The sequence below is a fragment of the Corynebacterium nasicanis genome, from assembly GCF_042658165.1.
Lineage (GTDB): Bacteria > Actinomycetota > Actinomycetes > Mycobacteriales > Mycobacteriaceae > Corynebacterium > Corynebacterium nasicanis.
In genome coordinates this window covers 124,042-138,065 of record NZ_JBHSQE010000003.1, presented here as the reverse complement: position 1 = coordinate 138,065, position 14,024 = coordinate 124,042, and the positions used below count along the sequence as shown (strand labels likewise).

General features: G+C 68.0%; 15 protein-coding genes. 10 read left to right on the top strand and 5 right to left on the bottom strand.

Annotation, left to right across the window (positions count from 1 at the left end; genetic code table 11):
• Window positions 1-54: 54 nt before the first annotated feature.
• From ACFPUZ_RS05250 to ACFPUZ_RS05240, 3 genes are read left to right on the top strand one after another with little or no spacing between them, the layout of a single operon-like run.
• The gene (locus ACFPUZ_RS05250; protein ID WP_377000582.1) at window positions 55-1,176 is read left to right on the top strand and encodes a cupin domain-containing protein; all 1,122 of its coding nucleotides are present in this window, start codon (window positions 55-57) and stop codon (window positions 1,174-1,176) included.
• Window positions 1,177-1,183: 7 nt separating this feature from the next.
• Entirely contained in the window at window positions 1,184-2,011 is an 828-nt protein-coding gene (locus ACFPUZ_RS05245; protein ID WP_377000580.1) for a fumarylacetoacetate hydrolase family protein, read from the top strand.
• Window positions 2,011-2,730 (top strand): maleylpyruvate isomerase family mycothiol-dependent enzyme, encoded by a 720-nt coding sequence (locus tag ACFPUZ_RS05240; protein ID WP_377000578.1) that lies wholly within the window; start codon window positions 2,011-2,013, stop codon window positions 2,728-2,730. The genes ACFPUZ_RS05245 and ACFPUZ_RS05240 overlap by 1 nt, the downstream gene beginning before the upstream one ends.
• Window positions 2,731-2,963: 233 nt before the next feature.
• Here the strand turns inward: ACFPUZ_RS05240 and ACFPUZ_RS05235 are convergent, their stop codons facing one another.
• Together ACFPUZ_RS05235 and ACFPUZ_RS05230 are read right to left on the bottom strand one after the other, a co-directional pair.
• A complete protein-coding gene (locus ACFPUZ_RS05235; protein ID WP_377000576.1) occupies window positions 2,964-4,418 on the bottom strand; it encodes a glyceraldehyde-3-phosphate dehydrogenase in 1,455 nt (484 codons plus the stop codon).
• 43 nt (window positions 4,419-4,461) lie between these two features.
• The gene (locus ACFPUZ_RS05230) at window positions 4,462-5,424 is read right to left on the bottom strand and encodes a nitronate monooxygenase (protein ID WP_377000574.1); all 963 of its coding nucleotides are present in this window, start codon (window positions 5,422-5,424) and stop codon (window positions 4,462-4,464) included.
• Between ACFPUZ_RS05230 and pth the strand changes: the two genes are divergently transcribed.
• The gene (pth, locus tag ACFPUZ_RS05225) at window positions 5,423-6,028 is read left to right on the top strand and encodes an aminoacyl-tRNA hydrolase (RefSeq protein WP_377000572.1); all 606 of its coding nucleotides are present in this window, start codon (window positions 5,423-5,425) and stop codon (window positions 6,026-6,028) included. The two genes, ACFPUZ_RS05230 and pth, sit on opposite strands and share 2 nt — an antisense overlap.
• Window positions 6,029-6,031: 3 nt before the next feature.
• Here pth and ACFPUZ_RS05220 read toward each other — a convergent pair whose 3' ends face one another.
• Window positions 6,032-6,580 carry an NADPH-dependent FMN reductase gene (locus tag ACFPUZ_RS05220; protein ID WP_377000570.1) on the bottom strand — a complete coding sequence of 183 codons (549 nt, stop codon included), beginning with the start codon at window positions 6,578-6,580 and terminating at the stop codon, window positions 6,032-6,034.
• Window positions 6,581-6,642: 62 nt separating this feature from the next.
• On the opposite strand from ACFPUZ_RS05220, the gene ACFPUZ_RS05215 reads away from it, so the two are divergent.
• From ACFPUZ_RS05215 to ACFPUZ_RS05190, 6 genes are all read left to right on the top strand, one after another.
• Complete coding sequence (locus tag ACFPUZ_RS05215) at window positions 6,643-7,488, top strand: SDR family NAD(P)-dependent oxidoreductase (RefSeq protein ID WP_377000568.1); 846 nt, start codon at window positions 6,643-6,645, stop codon at window positions 7,486-7,488.
• Window positions 7,489-7,661: 173 nt separating this feature from the next.
• The gene (locus tag ACFPUZ_RS05210) at window positions 7,662-9,293 is read left to right on the top strand and encodes a peptide chain release factor 3 (RefSeq protein WP_377000566.1); all 1,632 of its coding nucleotides are present in this window, start codon (window positions 7,662-7,664) and stop codon (window positions 9,291-9,293) included.
• Window position 9,294: 1 nt separating this feature from the next.
• Window positions 9,295-9,654: a hypothetical protein gene (locus tag ACFPUZ_RS05205; RefSeq protein WP_377000564.1), complete on the top strand. Its 360-nt coding sequence runs from the start codon at window positions 9,295-9,297 to the stop codon at window positions 9,652-9,654.
• Between the two features lie 50 nt (window positions 9,655-9,704).
• Window positions 9,705-10,094, top strand: coding sequence for an SRPBCC family protein (locus ACFPUZ_RS05200; RefSeq protein ID WP_377000563.1), 390 nt, complete (start codon window positions 9,705-9,707; stop codon window positions 10,092-10,094).
• A gap of 110 nt (window positions 10,095-10,204) precedes the next feature.
• Window positions 10,205-12,523 (top strand): MMPL family transporter, encoded by a 2,319-nt coding sequence (locus ACFPUZ_RS05195; protein WP_377000561.1) that lies wholly within the window; start codon window positions 10,205-10,207, stop codon window positions 12,521-12,523.
• Entirely contained in the window at window positions 12,507-13,100 is a 594-nt protein-coding gene (locus ACFPUZ_RS05190; RefSeq protein WP_377000559.1) for a TetR family transcriptional regulator, read from the top strand. Before ACFPUZ_RS05195 ends, ACFPUZ_RS05190 begins: the two co-directional genes overlap by 17 nt.
• On the opposite strand, the gene ACFPUZ_RS05185 is transcribed toward ACFPUZ_RS05190, so the two are convergent.
• Both ACFPUZ_RS05185 and ACFPUZ_RS05180 read right to left on the bottom strand, forming a co-directional pair.
• Window positions 13,097-13,657 carry a TetR/AcrR family transcriptional regulator gene (locus ACFPUZ_RS05185; RefSeq protein WP_377000557.1) on the bottom strand — a complete coding sequence of 187 codons (561 nt, stop codon included), beginning with the start codon at window positions 13,655-13,657 and terminating at the stop codon, window positions 13,097-13,099. The two genes, ACFPUZ_RS05190 and ACFPUZ_RS05185, sit on opposite strands and share 4 nt — an antisense overlap.
• A gap of 10 nt (window positions 13,658-13,667) precedes the next feature.
• Window positions 13,668-14,018, bottom strand: a complete 351-nt coding sequence (locus tag ACFPUZ_RS05180; protein ID WP_377000555.1) for a hypothetical protein — start codon at window positions 14,016-14,018, stop codon at window positions 13,668-13,670.
• Between the last annotated feature and the right edge of the window lie 6 nt (window positions 14,019-14,024).

Sequence of the window (14,024 nt, the reverse complement as noted above, 5' to 3'; positions counted from 1 at the left end):
TTTGCGCGTTCCGGAAGCGGCCGTGCACCCCAAGACAACGCAGGAGGTTCACGCATGAGCGAGAGCACCGACTACTCCGCCAAGCACGTTGAATTTGTGGCCCCCGAGCCGACGCCTGAGGAGCAGGCCGAGCTCAACAGCATGTACGACACGATGGACTCCCTCCACATGAAGCCGCTGTGGAACCAGATCGGCGGCCTCATGCCCAACTCCCCGGAGCCGCAGGCCGTGGCCCACCGCTGGGACTGGTCCGAGCTGATCAAGCTGGCCCGCCGCTCCGGCGAACTGGTCCCCGTCGGCCGCGGCGGCGAGCGGCGCGCCATCGGCCTGGCCAACCCGGGCCTCGGCGGCCCGACCTACATCGCCCCCACCCTGTGGGCCGCGATCCAGTACCTCGCCCCGGGGGAGAACGCCCCGGAGCACCGCCACTCCCAGAACGCCTTCCGCTTCGTCATTGAGGGCGAGGGCGTGTGGACCGTGGTCAACGGCGACGCCGTCCCGATGAAGCGCGGCGATTTCCTGCTCACCCCGGGCTGGAACTTCCACGGCCACCACAACATCGCCACCGAGCCGATGACCTGGCTCGACGGCCTGGACATCCCGTTTGCGCACCAGATGGACACCGGCTTCTTCGAGTACGGCTCCGAGAAGCTCACCGACGAGTCCACCCCGGAATACTCCCGCTCCGAGCGCCTGTGGGCGCACCCGGGCCTGCGCCCCGTCGCCTTCCCCGGCGCCACCGCCTCCTCCCCCATCGGCCGCTACGCCTGGGAGCACACCGACGCCGCCCTCAACGACCAGCTGCAGCTCGAGGACGCCGGTTTCCCGGGCGTCGTCGGCCCGGGCCACGCGGCCATCCGCTACACCAACCCCACCACCGGCGGCGACGTCATGTCGACGATCCGCGCCGAGTTCCACCGCCTGCGCGCCGGCGCGACGACGACCCCCGTCAAGGAGGTCGGCAACCGCGTCTTCCAGGTTTTCGAGGGCTCCGCCACGATCACCATCGGTGAGCAGACCTTCGAGATGAACCACGGCGACGTCGTCAATGTGCCGTCCTGGCAGCTGTGGTCCATCGAGGCCGGCACCGACGGCGTCGATCTCTTCTGCTTCTCCGATCACCCGATCTTTGAGAAGCTGAACCTGGCACGTACCTACACTCCGGAAGGAATCTAGAATAATCATGCGTCTCGCAACCATCCGCTCCGCCCAGGGCACCTTCGCCGCCCGCGTCGAATCCGATACCACCGCCGTCCCGATCGACGGCTTCGCCAACGTCGGCGACCTGCTGCAGGAGGCCACCTGGCGCGAGATCGCCGAGTCCGCCGCGGCGGACACCGTCTCCTTCGAGCCGAGTGACCTCGAGGCCGTTATCCCCGCCCCGCGCAAGATCGTCTGCATCGGCCTCAACTACGCCAACCACATCAAGGAGATGGGCCGCGACCTCCCGGAGGTCCCGACCCTGTTCGTCAAGTTCCCCGACGCTCTCACCGGCCCCTACGACGACGTGCTCGTCCCCGAGTACGCCAACGCCGAGCTGGACTGGGAGGGTGAGCTGGCCGTCATCATCGGCAAGCGCGCCCGCCGCGTCAAGGAGGCCGAGGCCGCCGAGTACATCGCCGGCTACGCCGTCATGAACGACTACACCATGCGCGACTACCAGTACCGCACCCTCCAGTGGCACCAGGGCAAGTCCTTCGAGAAGTCCGCCGGTTTCGGCCCGTGGATGACCACCTCCGACTCCTTCGAGCTCGGCGGCGAACTGGCCACCTACCTCGGCGACGAGAAGATGCAGACCACCCCGACCGATGACCTGGTGTTCAACCCGGCGCAGCTCATCGAGTACATCTCGCACATCTACCCCCTCGACGCCGGCGATGTCATCGTCACCGGCACCCCCGGCGGCGTCGGCCACGCCCGCAACCCGAAGCGCTACATCGGCGACGGCGACGTCGTCAAGGTCGAGATCGACGGCCTGGGCGCCGTGGCCAACAAGACGGTGTTCGAGTAATGACCAGCTTCCACGACCTGTCCATCGCCGAGCGCCTCAACCTGACCCGCCGCGGTACCGCGCATTACTCGGGCCAGCTGGCGCTCATCGACAACGCCGAGTTCGGTCGCGAGACTCTGCTGCCGGACTGGACCGTGGCACACCTGGCCGCCCACGTGGCCTATAACGCCAACGCCCTGTGCAACCTCATGCACTGGGCGGAGACGGGCGAGGAGACCCCCATGTACTCCTCCCCGCAGGCCCGCGGCGAGGAGATCGCCTACGGCGCGACCCTCATTCCGGACGCGATCCGCAACCTGCATGATCACACCCTCGTCCGCCTCGACGTCGCCTGGCGCGATCTCCCGGAGGAGGCCTGGCAGACCGAGGTGAAGACCGCGCAGGGGCGCACCGTGCCTGCGTCGGAGACGCTGTGGATGCGCACCCGCGAAGTGTGGCTGCACGCCGTCGACCTCGACGTCAATGCCGGTTTCAGCGACATCCCGCCGGTGATCCTGCAGACCCTGGTCCCGGAGATCGCCGCCAAGTGGCGCGGCGCCGGTGACGGGGAGGGACTGGTGCTCGTGCCGGAGGAGGGCGCGCGCATCGAGGTCACCCCCGGCAACACCGTGGAGATCCACGGCGACTGGGCTGGCCTGGCCCGCTGGGCCTCCGGCCGCGGCGACCGCGGTGTCACCTCCCCGCAGGGAGAGGTCCCCGCTCCGCCGCGCTGGCTGTAGCCCGCTTTTCGACGCCCCGCTTGTCCTCTCGAGGGCCGGCGGGGCGTCGTCGCGCGCGGGATATCACCCCAGCGATATCACCCCAGCGATATCACCCCAGGCATATCGCGAGTACCACCCTCCCCCGGCACCCCGGCCACTCGCCCTATGCCTGAGGTGATATTCCTTTCGGCACGAAAGCCGAACGCCGGCCACACCCTGCGCGGGTGCGGCCGGCGTCGATAAGCGAGCTGCTACTTCAGGTCAGCAGCCTCGAGGCGGCGCGGGTAGATCTGCGGGCGGGCGCCGGCGACCTCCTCGACGATGCGGACGACCTGGTTGGAGTAACCGAACTCGTTGTCGTACCAGACGTAGAGCACCAGGTGCTTGCCGGAGGCGATGGTGGCCAGACCGTCGACGATGCCGGCGTGGGTCGTGCCGACGAAGTCGGTGGACACGACCTCCGGGGAGTGGATGTAGGAGATCTGCTGACGCAGGTCGGAGTGCAGGGACACCTTGCGGAGGAAGTTGTTCACCTCGTCGCGGTCGACCTCTTTCTCCAGGGTCAGGTTGAGCACGGCCATGGAGACGTTCGGGGTGGGAACGCGGATGGCGTTGCCGGTGAGCTTGCCCTCGAACTCGGGCAGGGCCTTGGAGACGGCCTTGGCGGCACCGGTCTCGGTGAGCACCATGTTGAGGCCGGCGGCGCGGCCGCGGCGGGTGCCCTTGTGGAAGTTATCGATGAGGTTCTGGTCGTTGGTGAAGGAGTGGACCGTCTCCACGTGACCGTGCTCGACGCCGTAGCGGTCGTTGATGACCTTGAGCACCGGGGTGATGCCGTTGGTGGTGCAGGATGCGGCGGTGATGATCTCGTTGTCGCCGATCATGTCGTGGTTGATGCCGTACACGACGTTGACCAGGTCACCCTTGCCCGGGGCGGTGAGAATGACGCGGGAGACACCCTTGGACTCCAGGTGCTGGGACAGACCTTCGCGGTCGCGCCAGCGGCCGGTGTTGTCGACGACGATGGCGTCGTTGATGCCGTAGGAGGTGTAGTCGACCTCGGCCGGGGAGTTGGAGTAGATGACCTGGATCCGGGTGCCGTTGGCCCAGATGACGTTGTTCTCGTGGTCGACGGTGATCGTGCCGTCGAAAGCGCCGTGGACGGAGTCGCGGCGCAGGAGGGACGCGCGCTTGGCCAGGTCATCGTCGGAGTTCTTGCGTACCACGATCGCGCGGAGGCGGACACCGCCGTGGATGGCCTCGCGGGCGATGAGGATGCGGGCCAGGAGGCGGCCGATGCGACCGAAACCGTAGAGCACGACGTCGCGCGGCTCCGTCTCGGACTTCTGGCCGACGATCTCGGCGAGCTCCTCGTCGAGGTAGGCCCGCAGGTCGGTGGCGCCGGACTTCTCGAAGCCGGTGGCCAGGCGGCCGAGGTCGATGGAGGCGGTGCCGAGGTTCATGTCGACGAGCTCACGCAGGACAGGGATGGTCTGGGACAGCTTCATTTCCCGGTCGGCGACGCGTCGCGCGTAGCGGTGCGCCTTGATGATGTCGATGTCGGTGGCGCCGACGAGCAGTCGTCCGAAGATGGAGACGACGACATCGTTGTTGCGGTGGAGCTGGCCGATCAGCGGCAGCATCTCCTGAGCAAGGGCAATCTTCTCGTTCCAGTCGTTCTGCTCGGGCTGCGCGTGGGCGGTCACTGCTGTTCTACCTCCGTGGGTGTGGGGATACGTCCCCCCGACTTTAGCGTGAAATCGCCTGTTCAGGCGCGAGTCTGCCCAGAATCGATACGGTCGAGCCACCCCCGAGCTTCTCGACGCCCACCCCCACCAGGCAGTAAGCCAGCTCCCGCGGGCGTTCCGCCCGCTCGGCCGCCTGCAGCGGTACGAGATAGGGGTAGACCGGAGGCATGTCCGGATGCTTCCGGCTGAAGTCCGTTTCCAGGCCCCGGGCGACGCGCCCGCTGAAGGCGCGGGAGGCCACGGAAGTACCTCCCCCGGCCAGAAGTTCGCGGTTGAGGGGCGAGGTGCCGGCCTCGTCGGCGAGCAGGAAAGCGGAACCGCAGGACACGGCCACCACGCCGGGCAGTGCCAGGGCGGCGGCGACGTCGGCTGCGTCACGGATGCCGCCGGCGGCGATGAGCGGGACGTCGATACGTTCGGCGACGGAACGGACCAGGTCGGGCAAGGGGCGCGCGTCGGGTTCCTCGGCGATGGACCAGGTCCCGCGGTGCCCACCGGCCTCGGGCCCCTGAACGACGAGGGCGTCGGCGCCGGCCTCCGCAGCCGCGCGCGCGTCGGCGGGAGTGGTCACCGTCACCCACGCGGCGATCCCCCGGGCGTGGAGTGCATCGATCTGCGCCGGCGTGAAGGTACCGAACGTGGCGGAGACGACCACCGGCGGGCGCTCAGCCGCCAGCACGGCGGCGAACTTCTCCGCGAAGCCGTTGTTGAGGTCGACCTCCGGGAGGGGGCGTCCGGCGGCGACCGCCAGGACGTCGGCAAGCGAGTCGAAGGGGGCCTGCGGCAGGAAGAGATTGACACCGTAAGGGCCGGTGACCTGGGACATCTGCTCGATCAGCGCGGCGGCGGGAGCACCCCCGGTGGCGAGGAATCCGAGCGATCCGGCGGCCGCGGCGGCGTCGACAAGCGCGGGCGTGGAGGGCCCGCCGGCCATGGGCGCGACGATGATCTGCGGGATATTCATGTGTGAGAGACTAGCGGGCGTGTTCAAGATCTTCGACCTCTTCCGCCGCACCCCGAGCCCGGATCTCAGTGCCGACTGGGTCATCATCGGGCTGGGAAATCCCGGCCCGAAGTACGCCGCGACCAGGCACAACGTCGGCTACATGGCCGTCGACGAGCTTCTCGACGCCCAACCGCTCACCCCCGTGCCCGGCGCCAAGGCCCAGCACGCGCGGCTGCGCATCGCCGGACAGGACGTGCTCGTGCTGCGCTCGACGACGTTCATGAACCTCTCCGGCGAGGCCCTGGCCGGCATTGACGTGCCCGTGGAGCGGATCATCGCCGTCCACGACGAACTCGACCTGCCGGTGGGCACCGTGCGGGTGAAGAAGGGCGGCAACGAGAACGGCCATAACGGCCTGAAATCAATGACCGAACACCTGGGCACCCGCGACTACCTGCGCGTACGCATCGGCATCTCCCGCCCCCCGGAGGGAGTAGCCGTACCTGATTACGTACTGGGCCCCATCGAGGGCGGGGAAAATGTGCCGCTTGCTGCCGAGGCAGCGCGTCTCATCATCGAGCAGGGGCTGAGTAAAGCGCAGAACGCGATTCACTCCCGGTGACGGTTACTTCGCCAGCTGGGTGATGATGCCCTCGAGGTCAGTGAGCATGGTCTCCAGCTCCGCGAGGCGGCGCTCCTGCGGTGCGAAGCCGTTGTCGTCCTTGTCGGTGAAGGTGGACAGGTAGACCTGGTTGCGCACGTCATACTGCTGGAAGTTGCCGATGATCTGACGCCAGCTCTCCACTGCGCGCACACCCTCGGCGGCACCGTAGCCGACGAAACCGACCGGCTTGCCGTACCACTCCAGGCCCAGGATGTCGTGGGCGTTCTTCATGGCACCGGGGACGCCGTGGTTGTACTCCGGGGTGATGAACACGAAACCATCGCAGGCGTCGACGGCCTGCGACCAGGCGGTGACGCGCGGATCGTCGTACTGCTTGTTCGCGGCGCCGGGGATGGTGGCGGAGGTGAACATCGGAAGGTCGAACTCCTTGAGGTCGAGGACCTCGTAGGTGGCGCCCGGGCGCTCCTGCGCGATACCCGCGACCCATTCGCCGACGCCCGCGCCGAAACGACCGTCGCGGATGGATCCGATGATGATGCCGATTTTCATGCTTCTCCCATTTCCAGATAGTTGATATAGACCCAAACAAGCGTACCCGGGTTCCAGGCACAATGGACACTGTGACTGCTCCCACGATCGTCATCACCGGCGCCTCCGACGGCATCGGCGCCGCCGCCGCGCGCCTGCTCCGCGCCGCGCTCCCTGACTCCCGCCTTGTCCTCGTCGGTCGCAACCCGGGCAAGACCGCCGCCATCGCCGCCGAGACCGGCGCGGAACATCACGTCGCCGACTACGCCCGCCTCGACGAGGTGCGCGATCTCGCTGCCACTCTCCGGGGGCTCGAGCGTATCGACGTCCTGGCCAACAACGCCGGGAGCATGTTCGACGGGCCGATCCGCACCGCCGACGGATTCGAGCTGACCTGGCAAGTCAACCAGCTGGCCCCCTACCTGCTGACCAACCTGCTGCTCCCGACCCTGCTGTCGTCGCGGGCTTCGGTCGTGGCGACCTCCTCGGTGGCCTCTGCGTTCCTCTCCCGTTTCGACCCCACCGACCCGGAGACCCAGCGCAACTTCTCCCCGGCGCGCGCGTACGGCAACTCCAAGTTGGGCAACGTGCTGTTCACCCGGGAACTGCACACCCGCTACCACGCGCGGGGGCTGAACACGGTGGCGTTTCACCCCGGGGTCATCGCGACGAACTTCGGCGCCGAGACGTCCGGGGTCATCCACTACGGCTACCAGACGGCCATCGCGCGGATGTTTCGCCCGGCTCCTGATGGCGGACGGAACCTCGCGTACTTCGTCGCCGGCGTGCCGGGCATCCACTGGGAATCGGGCAGCTACTACAACGACCGGCGTCGGCCGGGCATCCAGAAGCGGGCGGGCCGGGACCCGGAGCTGGCGGCGCGCGTGTTCGAGGACACGGCGGATGCGCTCGGTGTGAGCTGGGAGTAGGGCTGAGTACCGGAACGACGGGGAGCCGCGGAGCAGGATGCTCGTTTTTGGCGAATTGGCGGCCCCAATTCGCCAAAAACGAGCATTCCTCCCACGGCATGTCCCCCGCTCAACGTCGCCGCCACCCGAGCAGTGTGACCTGGGAGTAGGGCAGCGACTACGCTCAAGGACTTATGAGCACCACCGCCGAAGCCGCCCGCCGCCGCACGTTCGCCGTCATCGCCCACCCCGATGCCGGTAAGTCCACCCTCACCGAGGCACTGGCGCTGCACGCGCACATCATCTCCGAGGCAGGTGCTACCCACGGCAAGGCCGGCCGCAAGGCCACCGTCTCCGACTGGATGGAGATGGAGAAGGACCGCGGCATCTCCATTGCCTCGTCCGCCCTGCAGTTCGAGTACGCGCCCGAGGGCCACGAGGGTGACCCCTACATGATCAACCTCGTCGACACCCCGGGTCACGCCGACTTCTCCGAGGACACCTACCGTGTGCTCACCGCCGTCGATGCCGCAGTCATGCTCATCGACGCCGCCAAGGGCCTCGAGCCGCAGACCCTCAAGCTCTTCCGCGTGTGTAAGGCCCGCGGTCTGCCGATCATCACGGTGATCAACAAGTGGGACCGCGTCGGCCGTGAGCCTCTGGAGCTGGTCGATGAGATCGTCCAGGAGATCGGCCTGCAGCCCACTCCCCTGTTCTGGCCCGTCGGCATCGCCGGTGATTTCCGGGGCCTGGCCCGTGTCGGAGAGGAGGGCGAGGTGGAGGAGTACATCCACTTCATCCGTACCGCCGGTGGTTCCACCATCGCCCCCGAGGAGCACTATTCCCCGTCCGAGGCTGAGGAGCGCGAAGAGGACGTCTGGGAGACCGCGGTCGAGGAGGCCGAGCTGCTGGCCGCCGACGGCGCCCTCCACGACCAGGCTCTTTTCGAGCAGTGCGTCACCTCCCCCCTCATCTTCGCCTCCGCGATGCTCAACTTCGGCGTCCACCAGATCCTGGACACCCTGTGCGCCATCGCGCCGTCCCCGCGTTCCCGCGATTCCGATCCGAAGGCCGTGGAGGCCTCCACCACCGCCATCGACTCCGTGCGTGAGCTGGACGATCCCTTCGCCGGTGTCGTGTTTAAGGTGCAGGCGGGCATGGACAAGAACCACCGCGACACCCTCGCCTTCATGCGTATCGTCTCCGGCGAATTCGACCGCGGCATGCAGGTGACCCACGCGCAGTCGGGCCGGTCCTTCTCCACCAAGTACGCCCTCACCGTCTTCGGCCGCACCCGCGAGACCGTCGAGACGGCCTTCCCGGGCGACATCGTCGGCCTGGTCAACGCCGGTTCCCTCGCCCCGGGCGACACCATCTATTCCGGCCGCAAGGTGCAGTTCCCGCCGATGCCGCAGTTCGCGCCCGAGCATTTCCGCACCCTGCGTGCGAAGTCCCTGGGCAAGTACAAGCAGTTCCGCAAGGCGCTCGAGCAGCTTGATTCCGAGGGCGTCGTGCAGATCCTGCGCAACGATGCCCGTGGCGAGGCCAACCCCGTCATGGCCGCCGTCGGCCCCATGCAGTTCGAGGTCATGCAGGCCCGCATGGAGGTCGAGTACAACGTCGAGACCGTCACCGACCCGGTCCCCTACTCCGTCGCCCGCCGCACGGACGCCGAGTCCGCCGCGGAGCTGGGTCGCCAGCGCGGCGTCGAGGTGTTCACGCGCACTGACGGCGAGCTCATCGCGCTGTTCGGCGACAAGTGGAAGCTCGCCTTCATCGAGAAGGAGCACCCGCACCTCACCATGGACCCGCTGGTGGCCGATTAAGGTGGCGCTCTTCCGCCGTAAGGAACTCGTCGACGTCCCCGCCGACTCTGAGCGCCACGCCCTCCCCGGCATGTCCGTGCACACCGCGGAGTCCATCGTCGTGCTCACTGTTCCGCTCGACGGTGCTGCGGTGCTTATCGACGCCGTCTCCTCCCGCCGCCCCGCCGCCCTCGTCGACGGCGACCTGGTGGCCCACCTGGTGCCGGTGAAGGATGAGCGCCTCGTCCCCGCCTTTGATCCCAAGCGGGGTTGGATCATCCCCCTGGTGCCGCCAGTGGCGGAGGATCTGGTGGCGCAGGTGTCCGAAGGAGCCGGCGCCTACGAGATCGCGGGGCTGAATCTGGGCATCGTGGTGGAGTAGCGGTACCACCCCCGTTGACGCCGGATTCCTCCCATGTGATCGTGGGGAGCATGAAAAGTCGGCACCTCAGCTGCGTGATTTCCGCCAGCCCCCAGTCCGTCTACGCTTTTGCCGCCGACCCGGACAACCTATCGGCCTGGGCAGCGGGCCTCGCCACGGCGGACCTTCGCCGGGACGGCGACGACCTCATCGCGGATTCCCCGATGGGTGAGGTGCGGGTCCGCTTCGCGCCACGCAACGACCTCGGAGTGCTGGACCATGATGTCCGCCTGCCGTCGGGCACCACAGTCACCAACCCGATGCGGGTCGTGGCCCATCCAGACGGTGCCGAGGTGATTTTCACGGTCCGCCAGATCGAGGTGGATGACGAGGAGTTCGAGCGTGACTGCCGGATGGTGGCCCGCGATCTGGCCACGTTGAAGCAGATCATCGAGGGCTGACACACCTTGCAGAGTCCGCAGCTGCGGACTTGTCCCACCGGGCCTACCAGGAAGTATGCACCCCAAACGCAAACTTGCATTCTTAATGCACGTTTTTCTAGCCTGAGGGCATGGCATCCTTCCTCTACCGCCTGGGTAGCACCGCCTACCGCAGGTCCTGGCCCTTTCTGGCCTTCTGGCTCATCCTGTTGCTCGCGGTCGGCGGTCTCGCGGGCGCCTTCGCGCAGAAGCCTTCCTCGACGTTCACCATTCCGGGTCTCGATTCCGTGGTCACCATGGAGAAGATGCAGGAGCTGTTTCCCGCCGCGGAGGACCCGACGAACGCCCCCACCGGCACCATCGTCATCCGGGCCCCGGAGGGCACCACCCTCAGCGACCCGGACGTCAGCGCCGAGGTCGACGAGATGCTCGCAGAAGTCCGCAGCAGCGGACTCATGAGCAACCCGGAAGCAATCGTCGACCCGGTCATGGCGGCCCAGGGCATCCGGGCGCAGATGGCGCCCGAGATGGAGGCCCAGGGCATGCCTCCGGAGAAGATTGAGGCTGACCTCGCCACCGTCAGTCCGCTGAGCCGGGACGAGACGACCGGCCTCGTCACCGTGCGCTTCGACGAAGCCTCCATGATGGACGTGCCCGCCCAGGACATCGCGACGATCACCGACATCCTCGACCGCTACAACGAGGGTGAGCTCACCGTCATGTACAACGGCAACACCTTCGGTGCGACCTCCGGCGAGATCAACATGACCTCGGAGATCATCGGACTGGGAGTGGCGGCGCTGGTGCTCATCATCACCTTCGGTTCCATCGTGGCGGCGGGCATGCCGCTCATCTCCGCCATCATCGGCGTGGCCATCGGGTTCCTCGGCATTCAGCTGACCACCGCCGTCAGCGATGACATCTCCGACATGACCCCGGTCCTGGCCACGATGATCGGCCTGGCGGTGGGCATCGATTACGCCCTGTTCATCGTCTCCCGATTCCGCACCGAGCTCATCAAGGCTACCGGCGCGAATGACCTGGAGCCGAAGGATCTGGCGCAGCGGCTGCGCAGCATGGACCGCGAGACCCGCGCCCACGCCATGGGTATGGCCGTGGGAACCGCCGGCTCCGCCGTCATCTTCGCGGGCCTCACGGTGCTCATCGCACTGGCGGCGCTGTCCATCATCAACATCCCCTTCCTCACCGCCATGGCGCTCGGCGCCGCCGCCACCGTGGCCCTCGCGGTGCTCATCGCGCTGACGTTCCTGCCGGCGCTCGTCGGCCTGCTCGGGACCCGGGTGTTCGCCACCCGCGTGCCCGGAGTCACGGCCCCGGACCCGGAGGACGATCACCCGACGATGGGCCTGCGGTGGGTCCGCCGCGTGCGCCAGCGCCCCGTCGCCCACCTGCTCGTCGGCGTGCTCCTCCTCGGCCTGCTGGCCATTCCGGCGGCGAACATGCGACTGGCCATGCCCACCGACGGCAGCGCCACCCCGGGCACCCCGCCGCGCATCGCCCACGAGATCACGGCGGACGCTTTCGGGCCGGGCCGGGACGCACCCCTCATCGCCCTGCTCGACCTCGCCGAGGTCGAGCCGCAGGAGCGGCCGGCGGTGATGGGCGCGGGCGTCGAGAAGCTGCTGTCGACGGACGGCGTCGTCAACGCGCAGGCCATCGGCACGACCGAGGACTTCGGCGCAGCGCAGGTCCTCATCACCCCGCAGTTCGGGGCAACGCACCCGCGCGCCACGGAGACGCTGCAGGCGCTGCGCGGGACGGATCTCGGAGTGCCGTTCGGCATCACCGGCGCCAGCGCCATCTTCGATGACATCTCCACGCGTCTGCAGAGCGTGCTGCTCCCCTACATCGGCATTGTCCTGGCGCTCGCGTTCCTCGTGCTGCTGCTCGTCTTCCGCTCGATCTGGGTGCCGCTCATCGCCGCGCTCGGCTTCGGGCTCTCCGTCGCCGCGACCTTCGGCATCACTGTCGCGATCTTCCAGGAGGGGTGGCTGGGCATCATCGGCGACCCGCAACCGCTGCTCAGTTTCCTGCCGATCATGCTCATCGGGCTCGTCTTCGGCCTCGCCATGGACTACCAGGTCTTCCTGGTCACCCGCATGCGCGAAGGGTGGACGCACGGCAAGACCGCCGGTAACGCCACATCCAACGGCTTCAAGCACGGCGCGCGCGTGGTCACCGCGGCGGCGCTCATCATGATCTCCGTGTTCGCGGCGTTCATGGCGCAGGACATGGTGTTCATCAAGACGATGGGCTTCGCGCTGGCTGTCGCCGTGGCCCTCGACGCCTTCGTCGTGCGCATGATGATCATCCCGGCGACGATGTTCCTGCTCGACGAGCGCGCCTGGTGGATCCCCCGCTGGCTCGACCGCCTCCTGCCGACCGTCGACTTCGAGGGCGAAGGGCTGCGCGATGTCCGGACTGCGTGAGTCGAAGAAGGCCGCGACCCGCGCGGAGATCTCCCGCGCGGCCGCCCGCCTGGCCCTGGATCACGGCGCCGAGGAGCTGACCGTCGCTGCCGTCTCCGCGGCCGCGGGCGTGTCCACGCGCACCTTCCACAACTACTTTGCTGCCATGGACGAGGCCCTCGTGGAGTTCATGGTCACCCGCGTCAGCGCGCTCCTGGACCGCCTGCGGGAGGCCCCCGCCGAGGCCGGGCTTTTCGACGCAGTCGAATGGGTGATTCTTGACGGACTGCGGGGGGACGGGGGCGTCGATACGCATCTGGATTCCTTCGCCACCCTGTTCCGCGTCTCTGACCTGTTGCTGACCATGCGCGGCGCGGCGGCGGTCCACGAGCTGGACGCACAGCTGCGGCCCCTGTTCGAGGGGCTGCACTCCCGCACGCCCCACCTCGATTGTTTCGCAGCGGAGGTGGCCGTCCGCGCCGCTGCCGCAGTCGCCCAGACCGCCCTCGAGCACTACGTCGCCCTGCCGGAGCCGCGGGACGCGGCGGCTGCGGAGGATCTGGTCCGCCGGGCCTTCGCGGTGGTGCGGCTGTCTTAGCCGCTCAGGTGCCCCCACAGGAGCCCCGCGAGGTCGGAGGTCCACGTGGGCGGCACCTCGCCGTGGCGTGTATCGGCGATGAACAGGCCCCCGATCACCAGGTCGATGATGAGGTCCAGGTTGTAACCGGCCCCGAACACCTGCTTCTCGACGCCCCCCTCCAGGTACTCCCCCAACCGCTCGGCGAGCGGGGTGACCAGGCCCTCCCGCCACGCCTCCACATCGGCCCCGGGTTCCGCCATGATCGTGCCCACCGCCGCCAGGCCGACCCGCTCCTCGAAGACGGTGCGGATGTCCTCCACCAGCTCCCGCATCCCCGCGGCGGTGTGCGCGTGCGTGCGCTCCGGCGGCGGGGTGAGGGAGGTCGCCACCCCACGGAGCAGTTCTGTGCGATCCGCGTAACGGCGGTAGATGGTGGTCTTGGCCACGCCGGTCTCCGCCACCACCGCATCGATCGTCACCGCGCCCAACCCCTCCCGCCGGATGATCGCCAGGACGCCGTCGGCGATCTTCTCGTCGGTGGCGGCGCGGCGGATCATTCTGCGGGCGGTGGTCATGGTGTCGAGATTAGCGACGCCCCGCCACATCAATGGCGAGCATCGCCGTGGCAAAGATGAGCACCCCGCTGAACCAGGCGTGCCAGGTGGCCAGGGTGTTGCCGTAGAGGCCGAGGAACGGGGAGAAGAAGGTGGCGATCGCCACCGCGACCATCACCTTCTCCACCCCGACCGCGGACCCCGTGACCACGGCCCACAGGCCGACGACGATGGTGAAGATGCCGAGCGGGATCTGCCACGCGGGATGCCCCTCGGGCATCCACACGGGGGCGAGCAGCATGATCACACCGAGCACGATGTTGAACACATCGGGGGTGCGCCAGGTGAACGTGGGCGGGGACTCTACGGTGCGCGTTGTCATGCTACC